General features: G+C 47.2%; 18 protein-coding genes and 1 riboswitch. Of the genes, 8 read left to right on the forward strand and 10 right to left on the reverse strand.

Going from position 1 to position 16,639, the window contains the following annotated elements; translation table 11 throughout:
* Window position 1: 1 nt before the first annotated feature.
* Complete coding sequence (locus tag M3M35_RS04995) at window positions 2-1,573, reverse strand: bifunctional metallophosphatase/5'-nucleotidase (protein ID WP_252749569.1); 1,572 nt, start codon at window positions 1,571-1,573, stop codon at window positions 2-4.
* Complete coding sequence (locus tag M3M35_RS05000; RefSeq protein WP_252749570.1) at window positions 1,557-2,786, reverse strand: MFS transporter; 1,230 nt, start codon at window positions 2,784-2,786, stop codon at window positions 1,557-1,559. Before M3M35_RS05000 ends, M3M35_RS04995 begins: the two co-directional genes overlap by 17 nt.
* A gap of 388 nt (window positions 2,787-3,174) precedes the next feature.
* On the opposite strand from M3M35_RS05000, the gene M3M35_RS05005 reads away from it, so the two are divergent.
* From M3M35_RS05005 to M3M35_RS05015, 3 genes are all read left to right on the forward strand, one after another.
* The gene (locus tag M3M35_RS05005) at window positions 3,175-3,453 is read left to right on the forward strand and encodes an AbrB/MazE/SpoVT family DNA-binding domain-containing protein (protein WP_252749571.1); all 279 of its coding nucleotides are present in this window, start codon (window positions 3,175-3,177) and stop codon (window positions 3,451-3,453) included.
* 81 nt (window positions 3,454-3,534) lie between these two features.
* A complete protein-coding gene (locus M3M35_RS05010) occupies window positions 3,535-3,885 on the forward strand; it encodes a type II toxin-antitoxin system PemK/MazF family toxin (protein ID WP_252749572.1) in 351 nt (116 codons plus the stop codon).
* A gap of 167 nt (window positions 3,886-4,052) precedes the next feature.
* Entirely contained in the window at window positions 4,053-4,643 is a 591-nt protein-coding gene (locus M3M35_RS05015; RefSeq protein ID WP_252749573.1) for a cadmium resistance transporter, read from the forward strand.
* Between the two features lie 117 nt (window positions 4,644-4,760).
* Here M3M35_RS05015 and M3M35_RS05020 read toward each other — a convergent pair whose 3' ends face one another.
* Window positions 4,761-5,378 (reverse strand): NADPH-dependent FMN reductase, encoded by a 618-nt coding sequence (locus M3M35_RS05020; RefSeq protein ID WP_252749574.1) that lies wholly within the window; start codon window positions 5,376-5,378, stop codon window positions 4,761-4,763.
* A 122-nt stretch (window positions 5,379-5,500) separates the two neighbouring features.
* Here M3M35_RS05020 and M3M35_RS05025 point away from each other — a divergent pair, with 122 nt between their 5' ends.
* The 3 genes from M3M35_RS05025 (at window position 5,501) to M3M35_RS05035 (ending at window position 8,638) form a co-directional block, all read left to right on the forward strand.
* On the forward strand, window positions 5,501-6,946 hold the full coding sequence (locus M3M35_RS05025) for a catalase (RefSeq protein WP_252749575.1): 1,446 nt from the start codon (window positions 5,501-5,503) through the stop codon (window positions 6,944-6,946).
* A gap of 194 nt (window positions 6,947-7,140) precedes the next feature.
* Window positions 7,141-7,743 carry a 5' nucleotidase, NT5C type gene (locus tag M3M35_RS05030; protein WP_252749576.1) on the forward strand — a complete coding sequence of 201 codons (603 nt, stop codon included), beginning with the start codon at window positions 7,141-7,143 and terminating at the stop codon, window positions 7,741-7,743.
* A gap of 16 nt (window positions 7,744-7,759) precedes the next feature.
* A complete protein-coding gene (locus M3M35_RS05035; protein WP_252749577.1) occupies window positions 7,760-8,638 on the forward strand; it encodes a ketose-bisphosphate aldolase in 879 nt (292 codons plus the stop codon).
* Between the two features lie 119 nt (window positions 8,639-8,757).
* Here M3M35_RS05035 and M3M35_RS05040 read toward each other — a convergent pair whose 3' ends face one another.
* The 7 genes from M3M35_RS05040 to M3M35_RS05070 all read right to left on the reverse strand — a co-directional run bounded on the left by M3M35_RS05040 (window position 8,758) and on the right by M3M35_RS05070 (window position 14,126).
* Entirely contained in the window at window positions 8,758-9,675 is a 918-nt protein-coding gene (locus tag M3M35_RS05040) for a DUF4097 family beta strand repeat-containing protein (protein ID WP_252749578.1), read from the reverse strand.
* Window positions 9,676-9,833: 158 nt separating this feature from the next.
* Window positions 9,834-10,019, reverse strand: coding sequence for a hypothetical protein (locus M3M35_RS05045; RefSeq protein ID WP_252749579.1), 186 nt, complete (start codon window positions 10,017-10,019; stop codon window positions 9,834-9,836).
* Entirely contained in the window at window positions 10,012-10,614 is a 603-nt protein-coding gene (locus M3M35_RS05050) for a DUF1700 domain-containing protein (RefSeq protein ID WP_252749580.1), read from the reverse strand. The genes M3M35_RS05045 and M3M35_RS05050 overlap by 8 nt, the downstream gene beginning before the upstream one ends.
* On the reverse strand, window positions 10,614-10,940 hold the full coding sequence (locus tag M3M35_RS05055; RefSeq protein ID WP_252750701.1) for a PadR family transcriptional regulator: 327 nt from the start codon (window positions 10,938-10,940) through the stop codon (window positions 10,614-10,616). The genes M3M35_RS05050 and M3M35_RS05055 overlap by 1 nt, the downstream gene beginning before the upstream one ends.
* 92 nt (window positions 10,941-11,032) lie before the next feature.
* A complete protein-coding gene (locus M3M35_RS05060; RefSeq protein WP_252749581.1) occupies window positions 11,033-11,635 on the reverse strand; it encodes an NADPH-dependent FMN reductase in 603 nt (200 codons plus the stop codon).
* A 119-nt stretch (window positions 11,636-11,754) separates the two neighbouring features.
* Window positions 11,755-12,735, reverse strand: a complete 981-nt coding sequence (dapF, locus tag M3M35_RS05065) for a diaminopimelate epimerase (protein ID WP_252749582.1) — start codon at window positions 12,733-12,735, stop codon at window positions 11,755-11,757.
* 14 nt (window positions 12,736-12,749) lie between these two features.
* Window positions 12,750-14,126, reverse strand: a complete 1,377-nt coding sequence (locus M3M35_RS05070; RefSeq protein ID WP_252749583.1) for an aspartate kinase — start codon at window positions 14,124-14,126, stop codon at window positions 12,750-12,752.
* A 178-nt stretch (window positions 14,127-14,304) separates the two neighbouring features.
* A riboswitch (Lysine riboswitch) is annotated at window positions 14,305-14,480 on the forward strand.
* 113 nt (window positions 14,481-14,593) lie between these two features.
* On the opposite strand from M3M35_RS05070, the gene lysA reads away from it, so the two are divergent.
* Complete coding sequence (gene lysA, locus M3M35_RS05075; protein WP_252749584.1) at window positions 14,594-15,892, forward strand: diaminopimelate decarboxylase; 1,299 nt, start codon at window positions 14,594-14,596, stop codon at window positions 15,890-15,892.
* A 38-nt stretch (window positions 15,893-15,930) separates the two neighbouring features.
* On the forward strand, window positions 15,931-16,638 hold the full coding sequence (dapD, locus tag M3M35_RS05080; protein WP_252749585.1) for a 2,3,4,5-tetrahydropyridine-2,6-dicarboxylate N-acetyltransferase: 708 nt from the start codon (window positions 15,931-15,933) through the stop codon (window positions 16,636-16,638).
* Window position 16,639 lies beyond the last annotated feature (1 nt).

Below are 16,639 nucleotides of genomic sequence, written 5' to 3' on the forward strand. Positions count from 1 at the left end.
TTTATTTATCGTGGTTGCTAACGATTACCCGGAAATTATTCGGTTCGGTAGCATGATAGGGATTGTGGTCTTTGAGGTATTGAATCATTAAGTTCGGGATCGTTTCGCTGGTCTGCTTGACGACCTTATCAATGGAAAACATCTGATAATCGCCCCCACCGATGGCCCGATAGTTATTCATGGCCACCGTTAATTCCTGTTCGTCGGTCACTGGGTGTCCGTGATAATTGAGTTTGGTGACGCGGTGTCCGAGCGGTTGTGCAAGGTCAAACGCGTAGTCAATCCCACTGTAAACGTCGTAGTTATACAGTTGTAACTTCGGTTTCACGAATTCCTCGTTGATGACAATTTGCCCCGCCTGGACGGTGAAAAAGGTGGCAGATTGTTCCAACGCGGCTCGCAGCTCTTTTCCCGTGATTCGTTCGGCGACGGCCACGTTTGGGAACGAATAATTACTGATGATCTCGCGCATCGAAACGTGCGGGCTCAGCCCGGTAATTTCATTATTAAACAGGGCAGTTCCAGAGATGTCGACGCCAAGCACGTCCATTTGGACCTGATTAATTAGGGTGAGGTATGGATGACCATGCAAGCGGGCTTGCATCGGATCATGAATTTGCAGGTCGGCCCCGGTAACCGTACCCACGGGGGCTTCGAGCCAGTTCTCAACGGTGGTTTCAAGCTGAGTAGCTGGGAGTAAGCTGGGATCAATGGTGACGTCCGCCGTGGGAAGCAGGGTGCTTTTCCCGGTGCGGACGTGCTGTTGCTCATCCAGAGTCAGAGTGATTTGGCCAACGTAACTGCCACGCACCCCGGGTTGGGTGAAGGGGACGTGGTTAATCGTCCCGGCTAGTTCTCGGTGTTGGTGCCCGGTGATCAGGGCGTCAATGCCCGGCACGGTTGTTAAAAGCCGGTAGCCCTCGTTTTCAACCGTGGCGGCTTCGGTGGGCTGACCAGTCTCTGGATCAGCTTCTAAGCCCCCGTGGTAAGCGACAATCACCACGTCGGCTTGGCGGCGGAGTTTTGGCACCAGGTCCTGGGCAACCGTTAAAATGGAATGAAAGGTTAAGCCGGCAATGTTTGCGGCTTTCTCCCAGTTCGGAACAAAGGCGGTGGTTAAGCCTAAAATGGCAATCTTGACGCCCTGGACTTCAATGATTCGATAGGGAGCATCGGCGATCTGTTCGGCCTCAGCACCGTCAATGTTGGCATTTAAAAGGGGATAATTACGGTCTGCTTCTGCAGCTCGAAGGTACTCTAATCCGTAGTTAAATTCGTGATTACCCAAGATACCGGCATCATAGCCAATCTGACTCGTAATTCCAGTGAGAAAGGCCGTCGGAGCCTGCGGGTGCTCGGCTAAGTAACTGGTAAGCGGAGATCCTTGGATCAAATCGCCATTTTCCACGGCCAGTACGATTTCGTCTGGTTGGGCCTTCGCACGAGCCTGTTTAATAATGGTCCCCGCCTTTAATAATCCAATCCCGGTATAGTTTTCCTTGGTGCTGTAATTGGTCGGGTAAACGTATCCATGCACGTCACTCGTGGATAGAATTTTAATTGTTTTTGGCATAGCGCGGGTGTCCCTTCCGAAGTTGTTTAATTGACATCATGACCACGAAGCTCACTAGGTAACAACCACTCATGAAAACGACTACCATGGTAATCGTCGAAACGTCCATGATGAACCCGATTAGAACTGGGGTAAAGGTTCCAATTGTTTTGGCAATCGACATGATGGTGTTATTTGCCGTGGCCCGGTTCTTGCTGGGGTAGAGGCTGCTAACTACGGCCCCATACCCACTATACATTCCATCAGTCAGAAATCCAACGATGGTGCCGGCGGCCACAAATTCGATTTTAGTTTGCGCCATGATCAGTAGGTATACGGAGGCTGCCGAACCTAGGAGATACAGACCAAAGGCCAAGCGACTGCCAAAGCGGTCCTGTAAGTAACCAAAGACGGCAATCCCTGCGGCCATACCGATGATGGTAAAGACCATCCACACGGAGGAACTGGCGACGTTCACGTGCATTCGTTCCTGTGCAATCGTGGGGAGCCAGTTCATCACCGTGGTGTAACCGGCAATGTGAATTAGAAACATAATGATAATCCGAATTGATAGGGATGCTTCGCGCGGTGTGGAAAAGAGCGACCACAAGTCACCAAGCTGGACTTTTTTGGTTTGCGCCAATTCGTGATTATGCTTAAAGTCAGCACTTTCTGGCAGGTGAAAGCGAATGAACCAGGCTAGAATGACGGGAAAAATCCCGACGAAGAAGAGCAGGTGCCAACCATAGTGAGGGATGATGAAAGCCGCTAGGAGCGAGGCGAGGACGGCTCCGAGTTGACCAGCGACTCCCGCTGCGGACGAAATCCGGCCCATGCATTTTTTCGCAAAGGCCTCGCTGAGCATCGTGAGCGCGATTCCGTATTCACCGCTCGTTCCGATGCCGATGATGATCCGAAACAGGCACAGCATGAAGAAGGAGTTAGTTAACCCCATGCCAGCCGTGCCAAGCGCGTAAATGAAGATTGACCAACTGAGGGTTTTTACCCGCCCAAATTTGTCTGCTAAGATCCCAAAGCCGATGCCCCCAAAGAGGGAGCCGATGGCAGTGATTGAGGGAATTAAGCCACCCTCCGCCTTGGTGATATGTAAGGTAGCGATGATGGACGCTAACGCGAGCCCGATGAACGCGGAATCCATTCGTTCGAGGACGAACCCGATGCCCGTGGATAGGGACACCCGCTTTTGGTATTTCGTAAACTGGTTAAAGTGCATAAGACTTCCTCCAAATTAAAAAAGTGATTAAGGCCGGGTCTGAGGGTTCAGAGGACACAAAATCACTTTGGTTATGGAGTTTCGCTAACGTTAAATAACCGTGCTTGTGGTTTCTCTGAACCAACTTAAAGCCCTGTTTTTTTATAAGAATAGCACTTTTATTAGAATTCTCAACAATAATATATATTATTGTTTACGTTTTTATTTTTACAATAATTAAGTAACTACTTTTTAATTATTGGGATTATGTTAGTACTAAGTTATAACTAAATGGTTGACAATGTTATTACTTTGTGATAACGTAACTATGCGGAGAAATCCGCAGTTGTGTAGAATTAGGAGAAGAGGGAGAATAAGATGAATATGGAAAATAGAAGGGAGATTAGCTATGAATGCATTAAAGTTAAAGCGTTTTGGCAATAGCCATGGAATTATAATACCTAAGACTATTTTAAAACAAATTGGTGTTACTGATGTAGCTAATCAACTATTTAATATAGATATTGATTCAAATAATGGAAAAATTATTTTAAGTAAAAAGAAAAAAAACAATTCATCAGAATTCGATGAATTGTTTGAAGGATTTGATTTAAAATCATATAAAAAAGAAAATCCTGATGATTTTGTTGAGCATTGGGGTAAAAGTGTAGGTAAAGAAGCAATTTAATTCATATTCTCCTTTGTCCAGCTATCATAAAATCTATGATACTGAAGACGTTAAAAGCTGGTATTTTGAAAGGAGATTTTAATGAATCGTAATGATTCTTCTAATCTGTTAGAACAAGGGTCAGTAGTTTGGTGTGATCCAGAACCTTTAGTTGTAGGACACGAACAAGCGGGTAGACGTCCGGTGTTGGTTGTTTCAAATGAAGCATTTAATAGTAAAACCGGATTTGTAAAGGTAGTTGCAATAACTAATACCCATAGGTCCTTCCCCACTAGGGTTATGATTCCGGATGAAGTAGAATTTGTTCGCGGAGATATTCTTTCTGACCAGGAAAGAACTATTCAACCTAGTTCTAGAAATCCTGTTCTAATGGGAATTATGCCAGATGATGTTGTGACTAAAGTACTTGATTTAATTAATAAATCATACTAAAACATCAGTTATTAAAAATGTGACTATTTGCAAGTGATCATTGCTTATGGTCACATTTTTTATATATTTTGTCAACAGTTATTTTTATAATAAATATAAATGTTGACAAAAATTTTAAAACAAAAACGGTATAATGGGAGCTAAAACGTTTTTAAAGAAGGTCAATTATGCTCTCTACCATTTTAACTGCCATCGCCTACTACGTGTCTACCAACATGGATTACATCCTAGTCCTGGTGTTACTGATTCATGCCAACCATCAGGATGGCCCGGTGCTAGCCGGAGATGTGCTTGGAACCAACGTTTTGATTCTACTACCAATGGCCCTGGCGGCGATTGTTGGGGCGGTCACCCAAACCTGGATGATTGGCTTCTTGGGGTTATTTCCCTTGTACTTTGGAATCCAAGCGCTCTTTTTCCCAGATTCTGGGAACCAAATGAACGAAACCGATCATGATTCCAGATGGAGAACGGCTCTACATACTGCCATCATTACCGTGACGGCCTGTGGTGCCGATAACATTGCCGTGTACATCCCACTTTTCGTGCACCGTTCCGTGCAACAGCTAGTGATAATTTACATCGTGATGATTGTGATGGCGATCCTCTTTTTCCTGATTGCCCTGCTAATTAGTAAGAACAAACAGTTGGAACGAATTTTAAATCGCTACGGTCGGTACCTAGCGGGAATCATTTATATTTACCTGGGTCTTTCCGTGTTACTTGGGAGTGGGACGATTCAGCATTTTTTGAAATAATTTCGCTCCTGGAAAACAATGTTCAGGATAGGAACGTAGTTTCATTCCAAATCTAAACAGGCTCGGTCCACCCAAAATGGGGGCCGAGCCTGTTTTTAAATTAGCAACGGATGCGCGTTATGCAAAGCGATTTTCCCGCAAGAGCTGCGCATAAAAAGCAAGCTCTTGCAGCATGCGCTCTAACCGATCGGGATAGCGTCCCGCTGCCGGGGCATCAACTGGCATTTCTCCGTCCGCCGTAAAGTTTTGCGTCACCCGCCCGATGATGGTGGGCTTAGGCAGAACCCAACAACCGAGCTGGTTTAGGGTCGGTAACAGGGCTAAAAAGGCAAACTGACCGCCACGAGCACTAGGAGCATATGTAAGCACGCGGACGGGCTTTCCTTGCATTTCAAAGGCGACGTAATCCAGTCCGTTTTTAAGCACGGCCGGGATTGAGTGGTTATACTCCGGGGTCAAAATCACGTACCCATCACCCGCCTGTAAATCGTTAAGCCACTGCTGTTCGGGGGGTGTTAATGTCCGGTTGGGATGATCCATGGGGGCTTCTGGTTCATTGAAAAAGGGGAGGTCGTAACTAGCAATGTCCATGAAGTTGAGCTGGACGTCAGCAGGATTGGTAAAAGGCGGTTGGTGGGTTTGCAGGTAGTTAAAGAGGTGGCGACCCGCGGCGTTAGCGCGGGAACTGCCTAAAATTACGTTAATGGTAACCATGTGGACACACTTTCTAATCATTGAATTTTCGTAGGTTTGAATCACTTAATTATAAGGCTTTTACGTTGACAGTAACACGGTTTTGTTATGTACTAAGGTTGGAGTCATTTACATATAACTTTACGTAATAGGAGGAACATAATATGGCAGATAAATTAACAACTGATGCCGGACAACCGTGGGCTAACAACGAGCATTCCCAAACGGCTGGAGTTCGTGGTCCCGTTTTAATGCAGGATTACCAACTTTTAGAAAAGCTCGCCCACTTTAACCGGGAACGAATCCCAGAACGGGTCGTGCACGCGAAGGGTGCTGGTGCCAAGGGAGTCTTTAAGTTAACGCATGACATGAGCAAATACACCAAGGCCGACATGTTTAACGGCGTGGGCAAAGAGACACCGATGGCTATCCGGTTCTCGCAGGTGGCTGGAGAATCTGGTTACCCAGATACGATTCGGGACGTGCGTGGTTACGCCATTAAGTTCTACACCCAAGACGGAATTTACGATATCGTGGGTAACAACACCCCGATTTTCTTCGTGAACGATCCGTTGAAGTTCCCAGACTTCATTCACTCCCAAAAGCGGGATCCTAAGACCCACTTACGGAGTAACGAAATGCAATGGGACTTCTGGTCTCACTCACCAGAATCAGTCCACCAGGTTACTTACTTGATGGGTGACCGGGGAAACCCAGCTAGTTACCGGACGATGAACGGGTACGGAAGCCATACGTACAAGTGGGTCAACAAAGACGGTGAAGTTTACTGGGTTAAATACCACTTCATTAGCCAACAAGGGGTCGAAAACATGACGGATGAAACGGCTGCGAAGGCTGCTTCTGAAGATACTGATTACCTCATGCACGACCTGTACGACGCGATTGAACACAAGGATTATCCATCATGGAAGGTCTACGTACAAATCTTGCCGTACCAAGAAGGGATTGACTACCCCGCTGACATTTTCGATGTAACCAAAGTCGTTTCCCACCACGATTATCCGCTGCAAGAAGTGGGTGAGTTCACGTTGAACGAAAATCCAACGAACTACTTCGATGACGTGGAAGAAATTGCCTTCTCACCAGCCAACTTGGTTCCAGGGATCGAAGCTTCTCCAGATAAGTTGTTACAGGGACGGCTCTTTGCGTACAAGGATGCTGAACGGTACCGGCTAGGAGCTAACTACGAACAACTGAAGATTAACCGGCCCATTAATGAAGTTCACAATTACGAACGCGACGGATTCATGGCTGATAATCAAGGAAGCGACGTTAACTACGAACCGAACAGTAAAAATGGTCCAGTTGAAGATCCGCACGCTTCCATTACGCCGGAACAATTACAAGGGGCAACCGGAGCATACCGGCCGTACGACCAGGATTACTACTCACAAGCTGGGGCCTTGTACCGGTTGATGAGTCCGGAAGAAAAAGATCGGCTCATTAAGACGATTAAGGGTGGCCTAGGCTCCTTTGATAACCATGAAATTCAAGTGTTAGAAACGAAGCAATTCTACAAGGCGGATCCAGAGTACGGAACGCGGGTTGCAGAGGCACTCGGACTTGATTTAGACGAAATTAAAGAATAACCCAATTTAAGAACGGCATCTTTGCGATGCTGTTCTTTTTTGTGTGTTTCTCCCGCAGTGGAAGTGGTGGTAAAATGAGAATAGTTAAGGTGACCGAGAGGCATTTCAGTTGCATTTATGCCGGCTTCCCTTATCATCGGTAGTAGAGGGAGCGGGTCCAATGCTCCGGTAATTTTTAAAAGTGAGGTCCGAGGATGACAGGTACGAAACCAAAATTATTTTTAGACATGGACAACGTGATGGTTAATACCCTTCCAGTCTTGAACGAATTGGCAAGGCTCCCATTTACCAAACCCAAGCCCGACCAAATCACGGGAGTGTTTCGGGATTTAGCGCCGTTGCCAGGGATCCTAACGAGTGTGCCCAAACTCGCAGAGCACTACGAAATGTACGTGCTCTCAACGGCCCCGTGGGATAATCCGAGTGCCTGGCAGGATAAACTGGCCTGGTTGCAACAGTACTTTGGTGCCGGGGCGGAGAATCCCTTTTACAAACGGGTAATTATCGCGCATGACAAGGGCTTGGTGCATCGAACTGGGGGGTTACTGGTTGACGATCGGCCGTACCACGGGGCGAGTGCCTGGGTGGATCCAGCGGTTCCGAGTGCCTGGTTACAATACGGCGCTGACGAACGCTTGCAGTGGAAGAACGAACTAACCAACTTCCTCTTAGACATCGCCGAAAACCAGGAACAGGGGCAGGCGTTGCCAGCTGCGATTACGGCAGCGAACGCGCGTCCGAACCCGTATCTCATTCACGGTGATTTAAAAGATTTTCATGCAGCAACTTGGGAATAATAAAGGAGAACAACTAATGATTACAAACAGTACGGAAATGTTACAAGCAGCCCGGGCCGGCCACTACGCCGTTCCAGCATTTAACGTGAACAACTTGGAATGGGCTAAGGCAATTTTGCAAGCCGGGGAAAAAGCCCAATCACCGTTGATTTTACAGGTAACCAGTGGTGCCGCTAAGTACATGGGAAGCTTCCGGTTAGCCTACGATTTAATCGTCGACATGCACGATGCCTTACACATTACCGTTCCGATTTCCATTCACTTAGACCACGGAACTTACTTTGATTCACTCAAAACGTTAGGGATTAGTTACACGTCGATTATGTTTGATGGGTCGAGTCTCCCTCTTGATGAAAACTTAGCGAAGACGGCTACACTGAGAGACCTCACAAAGGACCAGGACGTTAGCTTAGAAACTGAAGTTGGCACGATCGGTGGTGAAGAAGACGGTGTGATTGCTGATGGTGAAATTGCGCCGGTTGATTCCGCGGTGGCCATGGCGAAAGCTGGCGTTGATATGTTAGCTGTTGGAATCGGGAACATTCACGGTCAGTACCCGAAGGACTGGAAAGGGCTCAACTTTGCGCACCTGCAAAAGATTGATGACGCGATTTATGATGCGTTAGGCAAACGGATTCCATTAGTCCTACACGGTGGTTCTGGGATTCCGGATGACCAAGTACGCAAGGCCATTCAACTAGGAATTGCCAAGGTTAACGTGAATACCGAAGGACAACTAGCCTTTCACCAGGGCCTGCGGGATTACATCCTGAGTGATGAGGACTTAAAGGGGAAGAACTATGACCCTCGAATCCTGCTCACTGCTGGAACCGATCAGTTGGTAGAGATGTGCTTAGACCGGATTCGGGTCTTTGGTTCGGGAAACAAAGCTTAGTTAAAAACTGAGGCTAGAAAAATTAGTTTCTAAATAAAAAATAGCTGGAAGTTAATCTTAACTTCCAGCTATTTTTTATATGAATGGCTATTTTTCCAGGTCTCTTTGACAATTGACCTTTAATTATCCTTATGCTTAATGTTGACGTGTTTTAAGCTTATATCGCCAGCATCAGCATTAATTTTACTGTGGTTAATCTTGGCATTTTTAATCTGAACATCACCACTATCGCTTTTAAGCTGAAGTTGATCGTAGGTGATCGATTTTTGGTTATCCATTGCTACATCTCCAGCTCCACTGTTAAAGTTTAAGTCTTTTGCAATTAGATCATGAGTTTTAATGTCACCACCATCGGAGCTGAGGGTGACTTTAGTTAAGTTGGGTTGTTTCATGGTAATGTCACCTGAACTACTGTTGATTTTAAGTGGTTGATTGGAGTCCACTTTTTCAAGTAAGACGTTGCCACCTTCTGATTCAATCTGGGTAGCTTGCAGCTTTGTGTTGCGTAAGGACACGTCTCCACTTTCCGATTTAATCATGGTCGTCCCGATTTGGCTGTCATTACTATTTACATCTCCACTTGAGCTTACTAGTTTGGATTGCTTGAAGTTGGCCTTGCTTATTGTCATGTTCCATGCGTTACTGTTAGCTTGAAAGTTCTGAATGGGAGTAGTCGTTTTAAAGTCCAGGGTTCCAGAGTTAATTTTGACCGTCTTCGGATTAATGACCTGTGGCAGGGTGATCACAACCTTATGCTTGAGCTTGCCGCTGTGACTGTGGTTGATCTGATCCCAGAGCTTTTGGTCCTTAACATTAACCTCAATGTTATCACCATTTTTGGTGACTTTAGGTTTTTGCTGGTCCCGGAAGTTAGATTGGACAGTAAATTCGTTACCCGATTTTACTGTCACCTGGGCTGGAACGTTTATTTTTAAAGTATCAAGTTGAGCGGTATTTTTGACTTTCTGGGTTTGGCTAGCGGCCGTTGCTTGTGGTGTGAATGCAGCTGGTAAAACCGCTAGAAATAACCTTAACATTGTCAATCCAATGATTTTTTTATACATAGGAAACATCCTTTCTTAGGTTATCTAACCTAATTCCATAATTAGTACTAGCCCAATAATGCCTAGAGCTAGCAGCAAACTAAGACAAACGGGAATGCCAATAATTGCTAATTTCATTAAATCAAACTCCTTTAGTAATCGTCGTCACCATCATCGTCGTCACTAAAATTAAGCGACATGTGAGTCGAATTGTGGGAGTAGGCCTTTTCTAAGCCGTGTGTCCGACCACCACCATAAAAACCAATTACACCCATTACTAATCCAGACACAGATAGTATGATTCCAGTGATTAGCATTCGTTTCATGAATTTAGCCATGATAACCATCCTTTCTGTTAGTCAATTTAGCTTGTGAATACCGATAGATTTTCTTGGTCCAGTTCGCACCAATTTGAATAATAAAGCGAATTACAAAGTACACGATGGGCGGGATCATAATCAAGACACCGAAGATAAGCAACGATGCACCAATTAAATTTAATGCAACAATCCCTTTACTAGCGATAGTTGTGATTCCAACCCAAAAAGCAAGTCCTGCAACAACCAAAGTTGTAAATAAAAAAGCTCCTACGACTACAACTACAATAAATAACATCAGTAAGATAAAGCCGGCAATCCCCAGCAAAACTGGGGAGGCAATGGCCGCTAAAATGGTAATAATGAGCTTAACGTTGTGATTGACGCTTCCCTTTTTCGGTTGCTTTTCATCTTCTGAGATGGAGTAATTCGCGGCAATTTGGCGCGCTAGCTGCCGGGGCGTTCCAAGGTTTGCGACGATTTCTTTGTAGTTACTAAGTTGACCGTCCTTGAGATAGTCGAGGTAGTAGGTCGCGGCCTCATCGCGTTCCTTAGTTGGGATATTTTTTAGGTAGTACTTCAGTTCCGTGATGTATTGTTCCTGATCCGTTGGCATTAGTCATCCTCCTTGGGCATTTGATTGTTAAAGACCTGGTCAACGATGTGCTTGTGATGATTCCAGTCGGTCTTAACTTTGGCAAGTTGGGTTAATCCGGCCTCCGTAATTTGATAATACCGCCGGTTCCGACCGTCAAAGGGCTGGTCGTAAGTGGTGACCCAATCTTCCTTTTTGAGCCGGCGTAAAATCGGGTAGAGGGTTGAGTTTGAAATCGGAATAAACTTTTTGACTCCCTGGGTTAAGGCGTAGCCGTAGTAATCTTCCTGGGCGAGCAAGGCTAACACGATGCCTTCCAGCACTTCTGAACTAATTTGAATGGCGATAATGATCAGCTCCTTCACTTTCATCAATATTATACATCGTATAATATAAAAAGCAAGTAAAAAAAGACCATGAATTTTCATGGTCTTTTTGATTATGCATCTGCTTGTAAGCGGCTGGCGTAGTTGGCAATGTTTTGTACGGTAGCCGTCAACTTGTCGGCATAGTATTGTTGTTCGGACGCCTCTAAATCCGGATTTAAGTCCCCAGTTTCAGTAAAGATGTTTTGAATGAAACGGAGGTTGAGATTCCGCGGGACGCTTACCAAGCTTAGAACTTGGAAAATCGGCAACCAGGCCATTGCAGCCAGGATACCACCAAACGAACCCATGGAGTAACTGATCGTTTGAATCGGGGTGTCGCTAACGCCGGTTCCGAGGTAGTCAAAGGCATTTTTTAATGCACCCGGAACTGAGTAGTCATATTCAGGGGTGAGCAACAAGATTCCGTCGCCACTCATCACGTCGGTTACCCAGCGTTTGGCATTTGGAGCCAGATTCTCTGGATAATCGGGAGTTCCCATTGGGGGAAGGGGTTCGGCGTAGGCGGGAAGCTGATAGTCACTAACCTTTAAAAATTGCAAACTAACGTGCGTGGTTTGCTCTAATTCGGGTTGGTGCTTTTGCAGGTATTGAAACAGGCGGGATCCCATGGAAGGTTCGCGGACACTTCCGAGGATTACGTTAACAGTGGTCATGATGATCGACTCCTTTATAATTAGTAAACCTAGTATATCTACTTATTTTTAGTAAGTAAAGGTAAAAGCCTCCCATACAAAAAAACTCACCCGGATGAGTGAGTTTAACCTAGTTAGTATTAGGGTTGCGGCAGGGTGGCGACCCAGTTTTGGTAAGCCGTTTCTTCAGTGGTAGGTTGGTAGTTACCAGCTGCAAATTGGTGCTGGAACAGGTCAGTAGCTTCGATTTCCCAGTTTCCCAGCGTGGTGGCGTTGGCAATCAACTGCAGGGCGTACTCCGTCCCCGTCCGGGCGACGTGCACTTTCACCATTCCCCCCGGATTGTAGACCGTTACCACGTGGTCAAAATCGCCCTGGTCGTGGTTTAAAACGTAGGCCAAACTCGTGGCCGTCATTCCGGTTCCACAGGCATTGGTGAAGCCGACGCCCCGTTCGTAAGTTTTCACAAACAAGCGATCGGGACCGAGGATTTGGGCAAAGTTGAGGTTTACTCCGTCTGGAAAGTACGGATTTTCTCCGTTTAAATAGGGTCCCAGTTGAGCTTGCAACCCACTGGTTAAGGTGTCGTGGTCCATAAAACTAATTAAATGCGGATTGGGCACCGCAATGGCCGTAAAGTCTAGGTCGGGCGCTAACTGGGGTAAGGGCCGGTTCAAAATCGTGTCTCCTCCCAGCTCGGCAAACGGAAAGTCAGCAGCGTGAAACCGCACGGGGGCGATTTCTACTCCATAGGCGGGAACCTCTGGTGCCAACTGGTCGGCTTGTTCCACGTGTAAATCGGCATCCTGAGTTTCAACCTTAAACTTAGTTTCTCCCGTTTGGTCAGCTAGGTAGCGGGCGACCGTTCGCAGCCCGTTACCACACATGGAGGCGAGACTACCATCGGCATTCACGACCGTCATTTTGCCTAAGCACCCGGAATGGTCCGAAGCATCCACGACTAAAATTCCATCGATGTCGTTAAAGGTCTCGTTGTCACTCTGTTTGAGGTTCACGGCGAGGTTGGCAATTTGCTCGATGGTTGGGGTGGTTGTAAATTGGGTCCGATCTAAAATGAAAAACCGGTTTTCTGAACCGTGAACTTTGCGTAGCGTTACCATGAAATGACCTCCCGTTAGTCAGTAAAAATGCGGTTATTGTCAAAGAAGTGTTGGTAAATGAGTTTGACCGATTGTTCCGCATCGGCTTCGTCAGTGCCTAGCATGATTGAAATTTTGGACGCCCCTTCGTTAATCATGTGAATGTTAATGTCATGGTCGGTGAGCGGGCGAATGATTTTTTCGATGGTGTTAGGGCTCAGTTGCATCCCTTCGCCGACAATCATGATGATGGCGTAGTGATCGATCCACTCTAATTGATCAGGGTGGAGTTCCGTCCGAATGTCGTCACACATTGCTTGAACGGTTTCCGGCGTGAGCTCGCGGTTATCAAAAATGATGGTCAAATCATCAATTCCAGACGGCATGTGTTCATATGAAATCCCGTATTTGTAGAGGATTTGTAATAGCTTTAGCGTAAACCCAACTTCCTTGTTAAGCAAGTACCGGTGCAGGTATAGAGCCGAAAAGCCCTTGGAACTGGCTACCCCAGTGATAAAGCCCGCGGGTTTAAAGCCCTGTTCGGGGACAATCAAGGTGCCAGGGAGGTCTGGATGGTTAGTATTTTTCACGTTAATTGGAACTTGGGCCTCAATGGCCGGAAGTAACGCTTCGTCGTGAAACACAGAGAACCCGGCATAGGAAAGTTCCCGCATTTCTCGGTAGGTCATCTTACTAATACTCTTGGGATTGGGAACGATGTGGGGATCCACCGAGTAGATGGCGTCGACGTCCGTAAAGTTTTCGTAGACCTCGGCGTGTAAGCCCTTGGCGACGATTGAACCGGTAATATCGGAACCACCCCGTGAAAAGGTGGCAATCGTTCCGTCCGCTTCGTTAATGCCAAAAAAGCCCGGAAAGACTAGGTAATCAGTACTAGTTTGGTAGGCGGCGAGATGGTTGTAAGTTTTAGGCGTGACGTGGGCATCATTCACGGGTCCAGCGACATCAAACCCAACGGTCCGCGGGTCCATGAACTTAGTTGGCAGGCCCAGTTTCGTCAAAATTTGGCTCAGTAGGTAGGCGTTTAGGTATTCTCCATGGGCCTTAAAAGCGGCTAACTGGTGGTCTTGATCTGCAAAGGATTGGCTAGCTAAGCCGGTGATGACCGCCGAAATGTGTTCCATCACGGCGTCCGGAACGGCAAAGTGGTTAGCAATGTTTCGGTAGCGATCAATAATTTCGGTTTGAACGTCTTCCAATGATTCGTGATTGCGAACGGCATTTGCATATTGAATTAGCAGGTCAGTCACCTTAATGTCGCCCTTGAACCGGGTTCCAGGGGCGGAAACTACGATGGCCCGCCGCTCCGGATCCTGCTGAATGATGTGAATAATTTTTTCGAACTGGGTGGCATCGGCTAACGAACTGCCCCCGAATTTAACTACTTTCATGCTCGTCTGACCTCGCTCGTTTTATTATTAGTGAAACTATCATCATTTTTTTGATTTCGCAACTCGATCTGGGAAAATAACGGACATTTTTAGAAAACTCTATATAGAAATAAAGAAATTTCAGTAAGTTAGTTTGGAAAAGGTTGACGCTGATTGGCTTTTTCGGTATGCTAAACACAAATCAAATAGAGGTCGCAAGCAAGAAGAGTACGTGGGGGAGTTGCCATCCAGCTTTGAACCCACCGAAAGGATTGGTTGCCGAAGTGCTAAGGAGGATGGACCTTAGTTAACTGGGACGTAACTTAAGAGGTTACGGACTGTCGGGAATGCTATTCTCGGGGAGCTATGGATAAAATTGATTCTAATCGGCGACAATAGGGTCTTTTGGACGGAGCTTCCGTGCCAAAAGGCCCTTTTTTAGTACGCATAAGGGTCTGCCGGTTAGGACGATTGAGGAGGAAAACAGGATGTTAAGTAGTGATGAAGTGCGCAATAATCAGTTGTTGATTGGTGGCATTCCCGCCACGGAGCTCGCTGATGAATATGGAACGCCGCTCCAGGTGTATGACGTGGCAAAAATCCGGCACCAGATTCGGGCGTTTGAACGGGTCTTTGTGGAACAACACGTTGATTATGCCGTTAGCTATGCCAGCAAGGCCTTTGCGTGCGTGGCGATGTATCAAATTGTTAATCAAGAACACGCCCACATTGACGTTGTCTCTGCTGGTGAATTAGCAACTGCGTTAGCAGCGGACTTTCCGATGGAGCGGGTTAGTTTTCACGGGAACAACAAGTCCTATGAAGAGTTACAAATGGCGGTTCACCACCACGTGGGCACGATTATCCTCGATAACTTCTACGAGATTGGGCTCCTGGCTCAGGTTCTCGAAGCAGCGGATGCGGAAGTAAACGTGATGCTGCGGGTGTCTCCCGCCGTTTCCGCGCATACCCATGAATTTATTCAGACCGGCCAACAGGACAGTAAGTTTGGCTTCGACCTGCTGACCGGACAGGCTGACCAGGCCTTGCAACAGGTCCTAGCGGAACCACGGATGCACTTACAGGGAGTGCACTCCCACATTGGGTCACAAATCTTTGCGACCGACGGCTTTAAGATTGAAACGCAGAAGCTGGTGCACCTGATGCAACACTGGCGGGATGAATATGATTATATCCCTCAAGTGGTTAACGTTGGGGGAGGCTTTGGGATTCAGTATACCGATGCCGATCATCCCATTCGGCCGGAAGAGTTTGTGGAACAGATCATCACCACTTTGAAGACGGAAACGGCCGCAGCTGACCTTCCTTTGCCAGCGGTCTGGATTGAACCCGGGCGTTCGATTGCGGGTCCGGCCGGAGTGAGTCTGTACCGGGTTGGTTCGCAAAAAACAATTCCAGAGGTGCGGAAGTACGTGGCAGTCGATGGCGGGATGGGTGACAACATCCGACCCGCGCTCTATGGCGCTGCTTACGAAGCGGTCGCCGCTGACAATGTGGCACCGACCGAAACCGAAGTGGTAACGGTCGCCGGGAAGTACTGTGAATCAGGGGACATCTTAGTAAAGGATGCCAAGCTCCCGCCTGTACAAGCTGGCGACGTGATTGCGGTATTGGCCACGGGAGCTTACGGGTACTCAATGGCATCTAACTATAACCGGAATCCCCGGCCCGCGGTCGTTTTCGTTGAAAATGGCAGCGCCCAAGTCGTGGTTAAGCGGGAAACCCTAGCTGATTTAACCCGCCTCGACGTGAAACTAAGTGATTAAGGAAGCAAAACTACTACTGACAAGCAAGGAGACAGAACATGGCGGAAATGAACGCACAAGAAATCATTCAATTCATCGGAAATGCTGAAAAGAAAACCAACGTGAAGGTGTACCTGAAAGGCCAACTGGCTGACATTGATTTTCCGGACTCCCTTAGACCATTTGTGAACGACCAAACCGGGGTTATTTTTGGGGACTGGAAGGATGTACAACCGTTCTTAGCAGCCAACCAAGCCCACATTACGGATTACGAAATTGAAAACGACGGTCGCAACTCAGCGGTGCCGTTATTAGACACCAAGAACATTGACGCACGGATTGAACCCGGTGCCATCATTCGGGACCAAGTTAAGATTGGGAAAGATGCCGTTATCATGATGGGTGCCCTCATTAACATTGGGGCTGAAATTGGAGACGACTCCATGATCGACATGGGAGCGGTCCTTGGGGGCCGAGCCATCGTTGGCAAGCACTCACACATTGGGGCGGGCGCCGTGCTGGCCGGAGTGATTGAACCAGCCAGTGCTAAACCAGTCCAAATTGACGACGACGTCTTGGTCGGTGCAAATGCAGTCGTAATTGAGGGCGTGCATGTCGGGAAAGGTGCCGTCGTGGCCGCGGGGGCCGTGGTAACTGAGGACGTTGCCCCATACACGGTCGTAGCCGGCATGCCTGCTAAAAAGGTGAAGGACGTGAACCAAAAGACCCGCTCGAAAACCAAACTGGAAGACGATTTACGGGGGTAAA

The organism is Fructilactobacillus myrtifloralis, from assembly GCF_024029335.1.
Taxonomy (GTDB): domain Bacteria; phylum Bacillota; class Bacilli; order Lactobacillales; family Lactobacillaceae; genus Fructilactobacillus; species Fructilactobacillus myrtifloralis.